Raw genomic sequence first — 15,501 nt, 5'->3', positions numbered from 1 at the left:
CGGTTCGTCACATCTCTGTTGCGCACGCCTGGCCGTCGAGCGTTTCGAGCGCGTCCTCGATGGCGCGATGGAAGGTCGGATAGGCGTACATCATGTGCCGCAGCCGCGCGGTCGGGATCTCGTTCTGCACCGCCACCACCAGCGCGCCGAGCACCTCGCCACCGGACGGCCCGGCGCTCGTGGCGCCGACCAGCACGCCGCGCCGCGCGTCCTCCACCAGCTTGACGAAGCCCTCGTGCCCGGCCCCGTGGATCCAGCCCCGGGCCGACGCGCTGACGGAGGCGACGCCCACTCGCACGTCGAGCCCGGCCTCCCGGGCCTCCCGCTCCGTCAGGCCGACCGAGGCCACCTCGGGGTCGGTGAACGTGACCCGGGGCACCGCCCGATAGTCGGCCGGCGGGCCGCCCTCGCCGAGGATGTCGCGAGCCGCGATCCTGCCCTGATAGACGGCGACGTGCGTGTACGCGCCCCGGCCGGTCACGTCGCCCACCGCCCACACGCCGTCGGCGGCCCGCATCCGCCCGTCCACGCTCACGAACCGGGCGTTCTCGTCGAGGCCGGCGTCGCCCGCGCCGATCGCGGCCAGGTCGGTCGTGCGCCCGGTGGCGACCAGCAGCCGTGCGGCGCGGAGGGTCGTCCCGTCGTCCAGCGCGAGCGTGAAGCCGTCCTCGTCGTGCCGCACCCGCTCGGCCGCGACGCCGACGCGCACGTCGAGTCCCTCTCCGGCGAACACCCGGGCCAGCAGCACCCCGGCCTCGGGCTCCTCCCGCGCCAGCAGGCGGTCGGCGGCCTCCACGACCGACACCCGCGTGCCGAACCGGGCGAACACCTGGGCGAGCTCGCAGCCGACCGCCCCGCCGCCGAGCACGATCAGCGACTCGGGCGCGTGCCGCGCCGCGACGACGTCCCGGTTCGTCCAGAACGGCGTGCCCTCCAAGCCGTCGATCGGGGGGACGGCGGGGCTGGTCCCGGTGGCGAGGACGATGCCGCGCCGCGCGCGCAGCACCCGGCCGTCCACGGTCACCTCGCGCGGCCCGGTGATCCGGCCCCGGCCGCGGACGAGGTGGACGCCCCGGCTCTCGAACTGCTCCACCCTGGCGTCGTCGCTCCAGCCGTCGGTGGCCTCCGCGCTGATCCGGCCGATCACCGGGGCCCACTCGGGGGAGACCCGCACCGCGCCGGCCATGCCGGGCACCCGCCGCGCCTCGGCGAGCAGTCCGGCGGCGCGCACCATCATCTTCGAGGGGACACAGCCCCAGTAGGCGCACTCGCCCCCGATCAGGCCGGCCTCCACACCGGCGACGGTGAGGCCCGCCTCCGCCAGCCGTCCCGCGACGTCCTCTCCACCGGGTCCCAGGCCGAGCACCACCACGTCGTACGTGACGTCCATGCCGGGTCAACTGCCCAGGCAGGCGGAGCCGTACCGCGTGACGGACCCCGGACGACGCGAAGGGGCGGGCCCGCGGCGGGCCCGCCCCTTCGGTGCGCGGTCGTCAGATGAGACCGAGAGCACGTACGGCGTCGCGCTCCTCGACCAGCTCGTTCACCGAGGCGTCGATCCGCTCACGGGAGAACGGGTCGATGTCCAGGCCCTGGACGATCTCCCAGCGGCCGTTCCTGGACACCACCGGGAAGGACGAGATGAGGCCCTCGGGCACGCCGTAGGAGCCGTCGGACGGGATGGCCGCCGAGGTCCAGTCGCCCTCGGGCGTGCCGTTCACCCAGTCGTAGACGTGGTTGATCGCCGCGTTCGCCGCGGACGCCGCCGAGGACGCGCCGCGCGCCTCGATGATGGCGGCGCCGCGCTTGGCGACGGTCGGGATGAAGGTGTCGCGCAGCCACTCCAGCTCGACCAGCTCGGCCGCGATCTTGCCGCCGACCTCGGCGTGGAAGAGGTCCGGGTATTGCGTCGCGGAGTGGTTGCCCCAGATCGTCATCTTCTTGATCTCGGTCACCGGCACGTTCAGCTTGGCCGCGAGCTGCGAGATCGCGCGGTTGTGGTCGAGACGGGTCATCGCGGTGAACCGCTCGGCCGGAACGTCGGGAGCCGCGGACTGCGCGATGAGCGCGTTGGTGTTGGCGGGGTTGCCCACGACGAGCACGCGGATGTCGTCGGCCGCGTGGTCGTTGATGGCCTTGCCCTGCGGGCCGAAGATGCCGCCGTTGGCCTCCAGCAGGTCGCCGCGCTCCATGCCCTTCGTACGCGGGCGGGCGCCGACGAGCAGCGCGATGTTGGCGCCGTCGAACGCCTTGGCCGGGTCGTCGGAGATCTCGATGCCCCGCAGCAGCGGGAACGCGCAGTCTTCGAGCTCCATCGCGGTGCCCTCGGCCGCCTTGACGGCCTGCGGGATCTCCAGAAGGCTCAGCTTCACCGGGACGTCCGCCCCGAGGAGCTGACCCGAGGCGACGCGGAAGAGCAGCGCGTAACCGATCTGGCCGGCCGCGCCGGTGACGGTCACTTTGACGGTCATGACGATCCCCATTCGCGATATGTGTGACTCACGGATGCTACCCGCCGGGCCGGTTCCTCCCGTGACCAGGTGGCGCCGTGTTTTCGCGTCGCTCGGGTTCCCGGCTTCCGCGCGCCGGGGCCTGGAGGGACATCCGGCCCCTGGCCACGCGTTTCGCCTGCGGAAGGGTGAAACTTTCACGAAACACGCAGGTGACTTCAGACGTAACAGCGCGACGGAATCCCTGCTCGGACGCGAAGTGAACGCCGTGCCGCGACTTCGCCGTTCATCCGCCCTTGACGGGTCCCTGTACGGCGCCGGAGGCGGTGCCTATGGTTCGTGGGAGCGCTCCCAAGCGCAGAATTCATCGCCAGGAGGACCTTCCCAATGAGATCCACCCCCCGACCGGGAGCCGTGAGCTCCACGGTGCGCCGCGGCCTGGTCGCGGCGGCCGTGCTCGCGCTCGGTTCCACGGCGGCCGTCGCCACCGCCACCTCGGCGAGTGCCGCGGTCTCCTGCAAAGTCACCTACTCCGCCAGTGAGTGGCAGGGCGGCATGTCCGTCAACCTGACCATTCAGAACCTGGGCGACGCCCTCAACGGCTGGACCCTCGCGTTCACGTTCCCGAACAGCAGCCAGAAGGTCAGCCAGGGCTGGTCGGGCAACTGGAGCCAGTCGGGCAGCAACGTGACCGTGACCGCCATGGACTGGAACAAGTCCCTGTCCACCGGCGCCTCGACGAGCATCGGCTTCAACGGCACCTGGTCCGGGAGCAACCCGACGCCGACCGACTTCAAGATCAACGGCGTGTCCTGCAACGGTACCCCGCAGTCGCCGTCGCCCTCGCCGTCGCCGTCCGTCTCCCCCTCCCCGCGGGTCTCGCCGTCGGCTTCGCCCTCCCCGCGGGTCTCGCCGTCGGTCTCGCCCTCCCCGCGGGTCTCACCGTCGGCTTCGCCCTCCCCGTCGACCTCGCCGCCGCCGCCCGGGACCCACGTGGACAACCCGTACTCCGGTGCGACGGGCTACGTGAACCCGGACTGGTCGGCGAGTGCCTCTTCCGAGCCGGGCGGCTCGCGGGTGGCCAACATGTCGACGGCGGTCTGGCTGGACCGCATCGCGGCGATCAGCTCCGGCTCGGCCGGCAACAACAGCATGGGCCTGCGCGACCACCTCGACAAGGCGGTCGAGCAGGACGCGGCCAACGGCAACACGCCTCTCACGATCCAGGTCGTCATCTACGACCTGCCGAACCGCGACTGCTCGGCGCTCGCCTCCAACGGTGAGCTGAAGATCGCGCAGAACGGTCTCGCGCGGTACAAGAGCGAGTACATCGACGTGATCGCCGACATCATGTCGGACTCGAAGTACTCGAACCTCCGCATCGTGACGATCATCGAGCCCGACTCGCTGCCGAACCTGATCACCAACGTGAGCGCGTTCCAGGCGTGTCAGGAGGCCCAGTCCTCGGGCGCCTACGTCCAGGGTGTGCAGTACGCGCTGAACAAGCTGCACGCGATCAGGAACGTCTACACGTACGTGGACGCGGCGCACCACGCCTGGCTCGGCTGGGACAACAACTTCCAGCCGATGGTGAACCTCTTCTACCAGGTCGCCACCGGCACCACCGCCGGCGTGAACAGCATCGACGGTTTCATCGTGAACACCGCCAACTTCGGCGCGACGGTCGAGCCGTACTTCACCATCAACAGCTCGGTGAACGGCCAGTCGGTGCGGCAGTCCCACTGGGTCGACTGGAACTGGTACGTGGACGAGCAGTCCTTCGCGGTCGCTCTCCGCAACGCTCTGGTGGCGAAGGGCTTCCCGAACACGCTGGGCATGCTGATCGACACCTCCCGCAACGGCTGGGGCGGTTCGGCCCGGCCGACCGGGCCGAGCACGTCCACCAACGTGGACACGTTCGTCAACGAGTCCCGCGTCGACCGCCGCATCCACGCCGGCAACTGGTGCAACCAGTCCGGTGCCGGTCTCGGCGAGCGTCCGAGGGCGAACCCCGCCTCCGGTCTCGACGCCTACGTCTGGATCAAGCCCCCGGGTGAGTCGGACGGCTCCAGCTCCGCCATCGACAACGACGAGGGCAAGGGCTTCGACCGCATGTGCGACCCGACCTACGGCGGTAACAGCCTGAACGGCAACAACCCGAGCGGCGCTCTCGCGAACGCCCCGGTTTCCGGCCACTGGTTCTCCGCTCAGTTCCAGCAGCTCATGCAGAACGCCTACCCGCCCCTCTCGTAACACGAGGCGCGAGTGACAGCGGGCCCCGCCGCATCCGCGGCGGGGCCCGCCCCCTTTTCCCGGCCACGTCGCCGGGTCAGGAGTAGTGGCTCGACCTGCTGCTCCGGGTGAGCTTGAGCACGACCGACACGATCAGCGCGATCGCGCCGATGATCAGAACCCATTTCAGCGCGCCGAAGATGAGCCCGATGACGGAGCCGAGAAGGAAGAAGCCGACGACCACGGCTGCGGCGATGAGGAGAATGCGTCCCATGCCTTCACCGTACGGGCCGCCCTCCCGCCGCTCACAGGGCCGAAGGCCAAGTTCAGGGCAGACTCAGGGTCATCTCAGGGTGGGGGAGGGGGCCCGTTCCGGCGTCAGTCGTTGGCGTGCAGCGCCGCGTTGAGCTCGATGCCCCTGCTGTCGCGGGACACCGCCTCGACCGCCCCGGTCGTCGAGTTGCGGCGCAGCAGCAGGCCCGACTTGCCTGACAGCTCCCGCGCCTTCACGACCGCCCCGTCCGGCAGCGTGACCTTGGTGCCCGCCGTGACGTACAGCCCGGCCTCCACGACGCAGTCGTCGCCGAGCGAGATGCCGATGCCGGAGTTGGCCCCGAGCAGGCAGCGCTCGCCGATCGAGATGACCTCCTTGCCGCCGCCGGACAGCGTCCCCATGATCGAGGCGCCGCCGCCCACGTCGGATCCGTCGCCCACGATCACCCCGGCCGAGATGCGGCCCTCGACCATGGAGGCGCCGAGCGTGCCGGCGTTGTAGTTGACGAAGCCCTCGTGCATGACGGTGGTGCCGCTCGCCAGGTGGGCGCCGAGCCGCACACGGTCGGCGTCGGCGATCCGCACCCCGGCCGGCAGCACGTAGTCGACCATCCGGGGGAACTTGTCCACGCCGTACACGGTCACCGGGCCCCGGGCCCGCAGGCGCAGCCGCACCTCCTCGAACCCCTCCACCTTGCACGGGCCGTGGTTGGTCCACACGACGTTGGCCAGCAGCCCGAAGATCCCGTCGAGGTTGAGCGCGCGCGGCCGGACCAGGCGGTGGGACAGCAGGTGCAGGCGCAGGTACACGTCGTGCGTGTCGGCCGGCGGGGCCGACAGGTCGGCGATGCCGGTGCGCACGGCCACGACCTCGACGCCCCGGGCGGCGTCGGGGCCGACGAGGGCCGCCATGGCCGGGTCGAGCTCGTCGCCCGCGATCGGCCCAGTGATCGGCCCAGTGATCGGCCCAGTGATCGGCCCAGTGATCGGCTCGGTGCCCACGGCCGGGGGCTCGCCCAGCGCCGGGGAGGGGAACCAGGTGTCCAGCACGGTGCCGTCCTCGGCGATCGTGGCAAGGCCGATGCCGTACGCACCCGAGGTGGTGGAGTCGATAGCTGTCATGTGCACCAACGCTACCGGCTCACGGCGAGAGATCTCCGGGGCGGACGACGCCGGCGGCGCTGCGGATCGCCGCGAACAGGTGCTCGGGCCATTCGGTCAGGGATCGACGCCCATCATGTGACAAAAGGAGCATGTCACCCCTGGTCGCCGGGCGATCAGCTGTCGAACTCGCCGCTCTTCACGTCTGCGATGAAGGAGCTCCACTCGCTCGGGGTGAAGGCCAGGACCGGGCCCGTGCGGTCCTTGCTGTCCCGTACGGCTGGTGGGTAGAGGCCCACATCGATGAGCCTCCCGGTGAGCGCATCCACAACGCCTGCTCGTGGTTTTCGGCGTCGTCGGGGTCTCGATGATCCGGACGCGCGACGAGGACCGGGCCATTGTGGCGTGACGCCTGATAACGACCTGTTTGGGTGGGTTTCAGGTTGAATGGGGGAATTACCGGGAAAGTTGACTCGGCGTGACATAGTCGGCAGACCTCGGCCCGATGGGGGGCGAATGACCGACGTGCAGAGGTACGCCAGGGACTGCTTCCGCGGGGTCACCTCCGACCGGTTGGGCGTCGAGCTGGAGTTCCTGGTCTTCGACGCGGACAACCCCGTGATTCCCGTCCCCATCGCCCGGATCGCGGGGGCGCTCCCCGCGCTCCCGGGTGGCAGCCGGGTGACGTTCGAGCCGGGCGGGCAGCTCGAACTGTCCGCCCCGCCCGACGTCCCGCCCGTCGCCGTCGCCAGGCTCACCGCCGACGTCGACGCCGTACGGCTCGCGCTCGCCCGGGCCGGGCTGCGGCTGGGCGGCCGCGGCCTGGACACCCTGCGGCCGGCCGTGCGGCAGTTACGAGAGCCCAGATATGAGGCGATGGCCGCGTTCCTGGAGCGGCCGCACGGCCTGACGATGATGTGCTCGACGGCGTCGATCCAGGTCAACCTGGACTTCGGCGCGGATCCCCGGGCCCGCTGGGAACGTGCCCACGCGCTCGGCCCGGTGCTGGTCGCGGCCTTCGCCAACTCGCCCTTCGACGGGTGGGCCTCCGGCCGCCAGGCCGTGTGGGGCAGGCTCGACCCGAGCAGGACCGCGCCGGTCGCGCGGAACGGCGACCCGGCGGGCGACCCGGCGGGCGACTGGGCGCGCTACCTTCTCGACGCCCGGCTGATGCTGGTCCGGGGGACCGGCGGGCTCGTGCCGGTGCTCGACGGCTCGGCGTTCCGTGACTTCGCGCGCGTGGCCGGGCGGTCTCCCGGCGAGGCCGACCTCGCGTACCACGCCACCACGCTCTTCCCGCCCGTACGGCCCCGGGGCTGGCTGGAGGTGCGCTACCTCGACGCGCAGGGGGCCGCCGAGTGGCCCGTGTGCGTGGCCGTCGTCCACGCGCTCGTCACCGACGACCGGGCCGCCGCGATCGCCATGGAGGCGGCCCGGCCGGTCGCCCACCGGTGGGCGGACGCGGCCCGCCTCGGTCTCGCCGACCCCGGCCTGTGCCGGTCGGCCTCGGCCTGCTTCCGCGCCGCCGCCGAGGCCCTGCCCCGCCTCGGGGCCGAGCCCGCGCTGGTCGCCCGGGTCCGCGCGTTCGCCTCTCGGCACATCGAGTCCGGCCGATCGCCGGCCGCCGATCAGACAGAGGAGATATTCGCGTGACCGATCTCGACGCCGTCCTGGGCAACGCCGGCCCGACCGGCCTGAAGGAGCGGATCGCGGCCGAGCTCGCCGCCGTACGCGAGCGGTCGCTCGCCTACACCGACGCCGACGACGACCTGCTCGTGCGCCAGCACTCGCCGCTGATGTCGCCGCTGGTCTGGGACCTCGCCCACGTCGGCAACTACGAGGAGCTGTGGGTGCTGCGCGAGGTGGGCGGCATCGAGCCGCTGCGCCCGGAGATCGACCACCTCTACGACGCGTTCAGACATCCGCGCAAGGACCGGCCGTCGCTTCCGCTGCTCGGCCCGGCCGAGGCCAGGAAGTACATCTCCGGCGTACGCGGCCGGGTGCTCGACGTCCTCGACCAGGTGGACCTGACCGACCCCGATCCGCTGCGGTCCGGCGGCTACGTCTTCGGGCTGGTGCTGCAGCACGAGCACCAGCACGACGAGACCATGCTCGCCACGATCCAGCTGTCCCGGCGGCCCGGCCTGGTCCGTGACGGGGAGCTGCCACCCGGCAGGCCCGCCGCCGAGCCCGAGGTCCACATCCCCGGCGGGGTCTTCACGCTGGGCACTGACGGGGGCACCGACACGGTGGCCTGGGCCTACGACAACGAGCGGCCGGCCCACCGGCTCTACCTGCCGGGTTACCTGATCGACCGTCACCCCGTCACCAACGGGGCCTACACGGAGTTCATCGAGGACGGCGGCTACCGCGACCCGCGCTGGTGGCTGCCCCAGGGGTGGGAGTGGGCCGAGCGCAACGGTGTGGAGGCCCCGCTGTTCTGGACGCGCGACGGCGGCGCCTGGTGGCGGGTCCGGTTCGGCCGGGAGGAGCCGGTGCCGCCGGACGAGCCGGTGCAGCACGTCTCCTGGTATGAGGCCGACGCGTACGCCCGGTGGGCGGGCAAGCGCCTGCCGACCGAGGCCGAGTGGGAGAAGGCGTGCGGCGGCCGCACGTACCCCTGGGGCGAGGCCGATCCCGGCCGTCTCGGGCGCTGGGCCAACCTCGGCCACCGCGCCGCCCGGCCCGCGCCCGCCGGGGCGTTCCCGGACGGCGCGAGCCCGTACGGCGTGGAGCAGCTGATCGGGGACGTGTGGGAGTGGACCGACTCGTGGTTCCAGCCCTATCCCGGCTATCGGTGCTTCCCCTACGAGGAGTACAGCAAGGTCTTCTTCGGGGAGACCCACCGGGTGCTGCGCGGCGGGTCGTGGGCGACCCATCCGTCCGCCGTCCGCACGACCTTCCGCAACTGGGACTACCCGATCAGGCGGCAGATCTTCGCCGGCTTCCGCTGCGCCCGTTCCGAGGAGTGAGGGATGTGCCGCCACGCGGCGTGGCTGGGCCCGGTGCGGTCTCTGACCTCGCTCGTCAACGACCCCGCACACGGCCTGCTGCACCAGTCGTACGCGCCGCGCCTGCAGAAGTACGGCACGGTGAACGCCGACGGGTTCGGCTTCGGCTGGTATGACGGGTCCCGGCCCGTGCGCTACCGCCGTGCGGTGCCGATCTGGGCGGACGCCAACATGCCCGGCCTGGCCGGGGCGGCCCGCTCGCACTGCATGATCGCGGCGGTGCGGTCGGCCACGGCCGGGATGCCCATCGAGGAGACGGCCACCGCGCCGTTCGCCGACGGACCCTGGCTGCTCAGCCACAACGGCAGGGTCGGGCGCGAGGCCGTGCGGCCCCTCGTGGCCGACGCGGAGAGCGTGTGCGACTCGGCGTGGCTCGCCGCGGCCGTGTTCGCCCGGCTGCGGGACGGCCTGCCGCTCACCGCGGTCCTGCCGGCCGTGGTCCGCGCGGCGTCCGAGGAGGACCCGGAGGCCCGGCTCAACCTGCTCGTCACGGGAGGTTCCCACCTGGCCGCCGTCGCGTGGGGCGACACGTTGTTCACGCACCTGGAGGAGGGGGTGCTGGTCGCGAGCGAGCCCCTGGACGACCGGCCGGGCTGGCGGGCGGTGCCCGACCGGAGCCTGCTGCTCGCGTCCCCCGACGGCGTTTCGGTGACACCGATCGATTGAGAGGCGACCATGGTTACCGATCATCTCGGCGGCGACTATCTGCGCCAGGCTCTGGAGAACGACGTGCGCGCCGGGCTCACCTCGTCGCCCAAGTGGCTGCCCCCCAAGTGGTTCTACGACGCCGCGGGCAGCGAGCTGTTCTCCCGCATCACCCGGCTGGCGGAGTATTACCCCACCCGGTGCGAGCTGGAGATCCTGCGCCGCCGCGCCGTCGACGTCGCCGGGCTCAGCCGGGCCGACACGCTCGTCGAGCTGGGCTCGGGCACGAGCGAGAAGACCGTGCTGCTGCTCGACGCGCTGGCCAACGCGGGCACGCTGCGGGCCTACACGCCGGTCGACGTGGACGCCGTCACGCTCGAGGTGGCGGCCGAGCGGCTCGCCGTACGCTATCCCGGCCTGGACGTGCGGCCGGTGCGCGCCGACTTCGAGCAGCACCTGGCGCTGCTGCCGAGGACCGGCAGGCGGCTGGTGGCGTTCCTCGGCGGCACGATCGGCAATCTCCCGCCCGCCGCGCGGGAGGTGTTCCTCAAGGAGCTGCGGGCCACGCTGCGGCCGGGCGACACCCTGCTGCTCGGCACCGACCTGGTGAAGGATCCCGGCCGTCTGGTCAGGGCGTACGACGACCCGCGGGGCGTGACGGCCGCCTTCAACCGCAACGTGCTGCACGTGCTCAACCGGGAGCTGGACGCCGGGTTCGAGCCGGAGGAGTTCGAGCACGTCGCGCTGTGGGACGGGGACAACGACTGGATCGAGATGCGGCTGCGTGCCACCCGGCCCATGGAGGTCCCGATCAGGGCGCTCGGCCTCACGATCCTGTTCGCCGAGGGCGAGGAGACGCGTACGGAGATCAGCGCCAAGTTCCGCAGGGAGGGCGTGCTCGACGAGCTGTCCCGGGCCGGGTTCGCGGTCTGCCGCTGGTATACCGACAGCTCGGGCGACTTCGCGCTGACCCTGGCCGCGGCCGGGACCGCCCTGGGCGTCACCTGAGCGTCACCCGGTGAGTTGTGCCCTGGCGCTCGCGAGCAGCGGCAGGCGCAGGACGAAGCGGGCCCCGCGAGGGGAGTCCTCGACCCGCAGCGTCCCGTGGTGCGCGTCCGCCGTGAGGCGGCACAGGGCGAGGCCGAGCCCGGTGCCCTTGGGGTCGCGGCGGCGCCCGTCCTTCAGGCGGACGAACGGCTCGAAGACCCGCTCGCGGTCCTCCGGCGCGATGCCGTCGCCGTCGTCGAGCACGGTGACGACCGCGTCGTCCCCGGCCCGGCCGACGATGACGTCGACCTTGCTGCAGGCGTGGCGCTGCGCGTTGACCAGGAGGTTGGTCAGCACGCCGCACAGCTGGACCCGGTTGCCGAGGACGGTCACCTCGTCCTCGGCCTCGACGTGCACGTGCACGGGCACGCCGTTCGTGCGGGCGGCGGCCTCCTCGCGCGCGAGCGCCGCGAGGTCCACCGGCTCGTGTTCGGCCGCCGCGGACGTGCGGACGCGGGCGACGGAGAGCATCTCGTCGATGATCGCCTGGCACCGCTCGGTGGTCCGCACCGCCGTACGGATCGTCTCGTAGGGGTCGGTCTCCTCGCGGTAGAGCAGGGCCTCCTCCAGTTGCGCGCGCAGCCCGGCGAGCGGGGTCCGCAGCTCGTGGGAGACCATCGAGGCGAAGTGCCGCTGCTGGCGCACCGAGGTGTCGAGGCGGTCGAGGAAGCTGTTGGAGGCCCGCGCGAGCTCGGCGATCTCGTCGCGCCCGGGGGGCTGGGGGACGCGCAGGCTGAGGTCGCGCACGCTGATTTCGGTCACCTTCTCGCGGATCTCTCTGACCGGACGCAGCGTGCGGCCCGTGGCACGCCAGCTCGCCCAGGTCCATCCGGCGGTCATCATCAAAACTCCGATCGCGATGAACAGTTCCAGCCGATGCGTGGCCAGGAGGCCGGGCTCGGCCCTCCCCGCGTACACGGCGTGCGGCTCGCCGCCCCAGAACAGCCGGGACTGCACCGGCAGGACCCGAACGGCGGTGAGCACGACGCACCGGTCTCTGCCGGGGCACTCGATGCGGTACTGCAGCCGGTCGTCGCCTCCGGGGAAGGGGGAGCTCAGCGGGGCCTGGCCGCTCGCCGCCCGGCTGGCGGTGATCACCCGGTTGCGGGAGTCGACCAGCTGCACCAGGTCCGCGTGGCCGGCCGGAGGGTCGGGGACGCCGTTGGGGCCCATCGCGGCGATCCAGTCGGTCGCCACCCGCTGGGTGTCCATGAAGAGATGGCTGTGGATCCGGTTGCGGATGGCGAGGTCGAGGCCGAACCCGATCACCGTGAGGACGACGAGGGACAGGACCGCACTCATCAGGGCGGTCCTCGCCTGGATCGAGCGCGGGCGTAAAAGGGAAGGCATGCGCCAGCCCGCCATGACCCCTCCATCCGTGTACACAATGCAATGGCTAGGGAAAAAACGTTAATAAGAGATATCCGGGAACGACGCCTCCTGAACATGTCAAATGGCAATCCTTGCGATAACAAGGCGAAGGATCGACGTTTTCTTTGCCTGATCAAGCATTCGCACTGCTAGGCGGCTTGGCAGACGCTTTTCCAAATGTGACGGATGTTTTTCCTGCGAAAAGCGTGCTCGCTCCGGCGGCGAGGACGAGACAGGCGGCGGCGACGGCCGCGATCGCCGGCCAGGGGACGACCAGGGGAACGGCCGCGCCCGCCTTCCGCGCCAGCCCGGCGCGCATTCCGAGCAGCGCGGGAACGGCCACGGCGAGACCGAGCACGGTGCCGATCGCGGTGACGAGCGCCGCCTCGGCCGCCGCCGCCGCGGACACCTGCCGCCGCGTCGCGCCCGACAGGCGCAGGACCGCGAACTCGCGTGCCCGTGCCGACGCCGCCATGACCTGCGTGTTGACGATCGCCAGGCCCGAATAACCGGCCGAGACCCCGACCAGCAGCAGAGTGAACAGCCAGACGAGCCGGTCCTCCTCCGCCTGGTCGCCGGCCGCCCGGTCGGCGACGCTCACCGTCTTGGCCCCTGGGACGACCATCCCGGCCGGCCGGGACACGTACGCCTCGGGGGTCAGCGCCGACGGGTCGTGCGCCCGCACCGTGGCCCGGGAGACCAGCACCCCCGCCGGTGGGGCGGATGGGACAGCCGTGATCCGCAGGCGCACCGTGCGGCCGTCCTCGAAGGTGAGCGGCACGACGTCTCCCGCGCGCCAGCCGTGGTCGCGGGCCACCCATTCCGCGACCGCCGTCTCGCCCTCGGCGAGGCGATCGTCGCCGAGCGCGGCGAGCGGGCGATCGCCGTACACCGTGGTCGGCAGCGGGACGGGCGGGGCCGACGCCGCCGCGAGCGCCGCGTCCGACAGACCGGGGGCGCCGTCGGGCACGAGCACCGCCGCCGCGGAGGTGCTCGCCGCCCGCCCCGCCGTGTAGGCCGCGGCGGTCGTGCGCACCATTCCGGTGACCAGCACGGCGAAGCCCACCGTCAGCAGCACCGGGGCCGCCGTGGCGGCGGTGCGGCGCACGGAGGTCATCGCGCTCCGCCCGGCCAGCATGCCCACGACCGGCCGGGAGACCGGCCACGAGAAGGCGCGGACGAGCGGCGGGAAGACGACCGGCGCGAGCAGGGTGAGCCCGGCGATCAGCGCCATCGCGGCGAGCAGGACGTCGTTGACCAGGGCGTCCTCCCCGGCCGAGGCGCTCGCCACCGCCAGGGCCAGGCCGCCCGCGACCGACACCGCGCCCGCGATCCACCGCACACGGGTCATCGGCGTGCCGCCCGCCGCCTGGTCGCGGAGGGCCTCAAGCGGGCGGACGCGGGCGGCCCGTCCCGAGGCGGACCAGGCGCCGAGCAGCCCCGCCGCGATCCCGGCCGCGACGGCAGCGGCCACGGGCAGCGGGCTGAACCGCACGCCGAACGACTCGGGCTCGAAGCCCGCCGTGACGAGCACCCCGCCGACGGCGGGCGCGACGGCCGCGCCCAGCAGCGCCCCGGCCGCGGCGGCGACGACGCCCACGGCGAGCGCCTCGCCGTACACGATCAGCCGCACCTGCCGCGGGGTCGCGCCGACCGCCCGCAGCAGGCCGAACTCCCGGCGCCGCTGGGTGACCCGGAACGCGAACGTGGAGGCCACCACGAACACCGACACGAACCCGCCGAGCAGCGCCATGGCGGTCAGCACCTGCATGCCGATCCAGCGGGTCCGCGCGTCGGCCGCGGGCTCGGCCGCCGCCCGGTCCTCCCCCGAGAGCACCCGCCCGGACCCGCCGACGACGCCGATCGCGGCACGCCGCACGGCGGAGGGTTCCGCCCCCGGCCGGGTGAGCAGCCCGATCACGCGCACGCCGCCCCCGAGACGCGCGGCCTCGCCGTCCGAGACGTACGGCCCGGGGCCGTCGGTGAGCCCGCTGACCGTGTAGGGCACCGGCCCTTCGGCGGTCAGCAGCGTGACGGGTGAGCCCGGCGCGAGCCCGAGCGCGCGGTCGAGCACCACCTCTCCGGCGCGCACGGGCGGACTGCCCGCCACCAGCCGGTGCGGCGCCAGCGCCGCGGTGCTCCAGCCCCGCGCCTCGTGCCCGCCGCCCGGCCTGCCCCCCACGACTGCCTGGGCGTAGAAGGCGCGGTCGGGGACGGCCGCCGCCACGCCGGGCACCGCCGTCAGCGCGCGGACCAGCGACTCAACCGTCTCGGGGGACCACGGCCGGTTCTCGGCGAAGCCGTTGTCGTCTCCGGGCATGCCGGGGGCGTGCACGAGCAGGGGCGCGGCGGCGTAGCGCGCGGGCACCCGCGGGCCCGCGGACGTCAGCAGCAGCGCGCTCGCGGTGAGCACCGCGGCGCCGAGGCAGAGCGCGACGAAGGTGCCCGCGAGGCCGGTCCACCGGCCGCGCAGCAGCGGGAGGCTCAGCATGCCTCCTCCAGGAGGGCCATGCGGGCCGCGATCCCGGCGGCGGTCGACCGGCCCAGCTCACCCGCGAGCCGGCCGTCCGCCAGCAGCACGACCCGGTCCGCGTACGCCGCGGCGGCGGGGTCGTGCGTGACCATGACGACGGTCTGCCCGTGGGCGTCGACCAGCGTACGCAGGAGTTCCATGACCACGCGGGACGCGGCGCGGTCGAGCGCGCCGGTCGGCTCGTCGGCGAAGAGCACGGCGGGCCCGGATCCTCCCGACCGGGTGATCAGCGTGCGGGCGATGGCCACGCGCTGCCGCTCGCCGCCGGAGAGCTCGGCGGGCCGATGCCCGGCCCGACGGTCCATGCCGACCTGGGCGAGCGCGTCGCGCACCTCGCCGCGCCCGGGGCGGCGCCCGGCCAGGCGGAGCGGGAGCGCCACGTTCTCCGCGGCGGTGAGCGCGTCGACCAGGTTGTAGTCCTGGAAGACGAAGCCGATCCGCTCCCGGCGCAGCAGGGTGAGCGCCTTCTCGCTCAGCGGGCCGAGGTCGGTGCCGCCGATCGAGACGGTGCCGGACGTCGGCCGGTCGAGCCCGGCGGCGCAGTGCAGCAGCGTGGACTTGCCGGAGCCCGAGGGCCCCATCACGGCGGTGAAGGTCCCCTGGCCGAAGCCGAGCGTCACGCCGTCGAGAGCGGTCACCGCGCCCGGTCCGGTGCCGTACACCACGCGGACCGCGTCGAGCAGGACCGCCTGTCCGCTGATTGTCTGTGTTGGTGATGTCACGTCGGTTGGTGCCATGTCACCGAGCCAACCGGCGGCGGGGCGGTGAAGCATTGGCACTGGGACGAGAACCAGGGGTATCCCCAGCACTACCGACATCGGCGCGCCCACGGGTTAGC

Annotated in this window: 13 protein-coding genes; 5 read left to right on the top strand and 8 right to left on the bottom strand. The window is 72.8% G+C overall.

Features of this window, described 5'->3' with window-relative positions; all coding sequences use genetic code 11:
* Window positions 1–7: 7 nt before the first annotated feature.
* Window positions 8–1,390 (bottom strand): dihydrolipoyl dehydrogenase family protein, encoded by a 1,383-nt coding sequence (locus FLX08_RS23405; protein ID WP_142621334.1) that lies wholly within the window; start codon window positions 1,388–1,390, stop codon window positions 8–10.
* A gap of 103 nt (window positions 1,391–1,493) precedes the next feature.
* Complete coding sequence (locus FLX08_RS23400; RefSeq protein WP_142621332.1) at window positions 1,494–2,471, bottom strand: malate dehydrogenase; 978 nt, start codon at window positions 2,469–2,471, stop codon at window positions 1,494–1,496.
* Window positions 2,472–2,837: 366 nt separating this feature from the next.
* Between FLX08_RS23400 and FLX08_RS23395 the strand changes: the two genes are divergently transcribed.
* Window positions 2,838–4,703, top strand: coding sequence for a glycoside hydrolase family 6 protein (locus FLX08_RS23395; protein WP_142621330.1), 1,866 nt, complete (start codon window positions 2,838–2,840; stop codon window positions 4,701–4,703).
* Window positions 4,704–4,779: 76 nt separating this feature from the next.
* Here FLX08_RS23395 and FLX08_RS40780 read toward each other — a convergent pair whose 3' ends face one another.
* The 3 genes from FLX08_RS40780 to FLX08_RS42255 form a co-directional block, all read right to left on the bottom strand.
* Complete coding sequence (locus tag FLX08_RS40780) at window positions 4,780–4,956, bottom strand: hypothetical protein (protein WP_167530540.1); 177 nt, start codon at window positions 4,954–4,956, stop codon at window positions 4,780–4,782.
* Window positions 4,957–5,060: 104 nt separating this feature from the next.
* Window positions 5,061–6,077 (bottom strand): 2,3,4,5-tetrahydropyridine-2,6-dicarboxylate N-succinyltransferase, encoded by a 1,017-nt coding sequence (gene dapD, locus FLX08_RS23390; RefSeq protein ID WP_142621328.1) that lies wholly within the window; start codon window positions 6,075–6,077, stop codon window positions 5,061–5,063.
* Between the two features lie 155 nt (window positions 6,078–6,232).
* Window positions 6,233–6,385 carry a DUF397 domain-containing protein gene (locus tag FLX08_RS42255; RefSeq protein WP_244312830.1) on the bottom strand — a complete coding sequence of 51 codons (153 nt, stop codon included), beginning with the start codon at window positions 6,383–6,385 and terminating at the stop codon, window positions 6,233–6,235.
* A gap of 187 nt (window positions 6,386–6,572) precedes the next feature.
* Here FLX08_RS42255 and egtA point away from each other — a divergent pair, with 187 nt between their 5' ends.
* The 4 genes from egtA to egtD are packed head-to-tail and all read left to right on the top strand — an operon-like array spanning window position 6,573 to window position 10,720.
* Entirely contained in the window at window positions 6,573–7,709 is a 1,137-nt protein-coding gene (egtA, locus tag FLX08_RS23380; RefSeq protein ID WP_142621324.1) for an ergothioneine biosynthesis glutamate--cysteine ligase EgtA, read from the top strand.
* Window positions 7,706–9,028 (top strand): ergothioneine biosynthesis protein EgtB, encoded by a 1,323-nt coding sequence (gene egtB / locus FLX08_RS23375; protein ID WP_244312829.1) that lies wholly within the window; start codon window positions 7,706–7,708, stop codon window positions 9,026–9,028. Before egtA ends, egtB begins: the two co-directional genes overlap by 4 nt.
* A 3-nt stretch (window positions 9,029–9,031) precedes the next feature.
* Complete coding sequence (gene egtC / locus FLX08_RS23370) at window positions 9,032–9,733, top strand: ergothioneine biosynthesis protein EgtC (protein ID WP_142621322.1); 702 nt, start codon at window positions 9,032–9,034, stop codon at window positions 9,731–9,733.
* Between the two features lie 9 nt (window positions 9,734–9,742).
* Window positions 9,743–10,720 (top strand): L-histidine N(alpha)-methyltransferase, encoded by a 978-nt coding sequence (gene egtD, locus FLX08_RS23365; protein ID WP_142621318.1) that lies wholly within the window; start codon window positions 9,743–9,745, stop codon window positions 10,718–10,720.
* 3 nt (window positions 10,721–10,723) lie between these two features.
* Here the strand turns inward: egtD and FLX08_RS23360 are convergent, their stop codons facing one another.
* From FLX08_RS23360 to FLX08_RS23350, 3 genes are all read right to left on the bottom strand, one after another.
* Window positions 10,724–12,061 carry a sensor histidine kinase gene (locus FLX08_RS23360; RefSeq protein ID WP_167530542.1) on the bottom strand — a complete coding sequence of 446 codons (1,338 nt, stop codon included), beginning with the start codon at window positions 12,059–12,061 and terminating at the stop codon, window positions 10,724–10,726.
* A gap of 202 nt (window positions 12,062–12,263) precedes the next feature.
* Window positions 12,264–14,621 carry an ABC transporter permease gene (locus tag FLX08_RS23355; RefSeq protein ID WP_142621314.1) on the bottom strand — a complete coding sequence of 786 codons (2,358 nt, stop codon included), beginning with the start codon at window positions 14,619–14,621 and terminating at the stop codon, window positions 12,264–12,266.
* Window positions 14,615–15,400, bottom strand: a complete 786-nt coding sequence (locus FLX08_RS23350) for an ABC transporter ATP-binding protein (protein ID WP_142621312.1) — start codon at window positions 15,398–15,400, stop codon at window positions 14,615–14,617. Before FLX08_RS23350 ends, FLX08_RS23355 begins: the two co-directional genes overlap by 7 nt.
* Window positions 15,401–15,501: the final 101 nt, after the last annotated feature.

The organism is Microbispora hainanensis (assembly GCF_006874475.1).
Taxonomy (GTDB): Bacteria; Actinomycetota; Actinomycetes; order Streptosporangiales; family Streptosporangiaceae; genus Microbispora; species Microbispora hainanensis.
The sequence above is the reverse complement of the archived record's forward strand: the minus strand, read 5'-3'. Positions and strand labels throughout refer to the sequence as shown.

Excerpts from the sequence above, each read along its gene's own strand:
- egtD (WP_142621318.1), top strand. The coding sequence starts at position 9,743 with ATGGTTACCGATCATCTCGGCGGCGACTATCTGCGCCAGGCTCTGGAG.
- egtA (WP_142621324.1), top strand. The coding sequence starts at position 6,573 with ATGACCGACGTGCAGAGGTACGCCAGGGACTGCTTCCGCGGGGTCACC.
- FLX08_RS23405 (WP_142621334.1), bottom strand. The coding sequence starts at position 1,390 with ATGGACGTCACGTACGACGTGGTGGTGCTCGGCCTGGGACCCGGTGGA.
- egtC (WP_142621322.1), top strand. The coding sequence starts at position 9,032 with ATGTGCCGCCACGCGGCGTGGCTGGGCCCGGTGCGGTCTCTGACCTCG.
- FLX08_RS23360 (WP_167530542.1), bottom strand. The coding sequence starts at position 12,061 with ATGAGTGCGGTCCTGTCCCTCGTCGTCCTCACGGTGATCGGGTTCGGC.
- FLX08_RS23400 (WP_142621332.1), bottom strand. The coding sequence starts at position 2,471 with ATGACCGTCAAAGTGACCGTCACCGGCGCGGCCGGCCAGATCGGTTAC.
- FLX08_RS23350 (WP_142621312.1), bottom strand. The coding sequence starts at position 15,400 with ATGGCACCAACCGACGTGACATCACCAACACAGACAATCAGCGGACAG.
- FLX08_RS40780 (WP_167530540.1), bottom strand. The coding sequence starts at position 4,956 with ATGGGACGCATTCTCCTCATCGCCGCAGCCGTGGTCGTCGGCTTCTTC.
- dapD (WP_142621328.1), bottom strand. The coding sequence starts at position 6,077 with ATGACAGCTATCGACTCCACCACCTCGGGTGCGTACGGCATCGGCCTT.
- FLX08_RS23355 (WP_142621314.1), bottom strand. The coding sequence starts at position 14,621 with ATGCTGAGCCTCCCGCTGCTGCGCGGCCGGTGGACCGGCCTCGCGGGC.
- FLX08_RS23395 (WP_142621330.1), top strand. The coding sequence starts at position 2,838 with ATGAGATCCACCCCCCGACCGGGAGCCGTGAGCTCCACGGTGCGCCGC.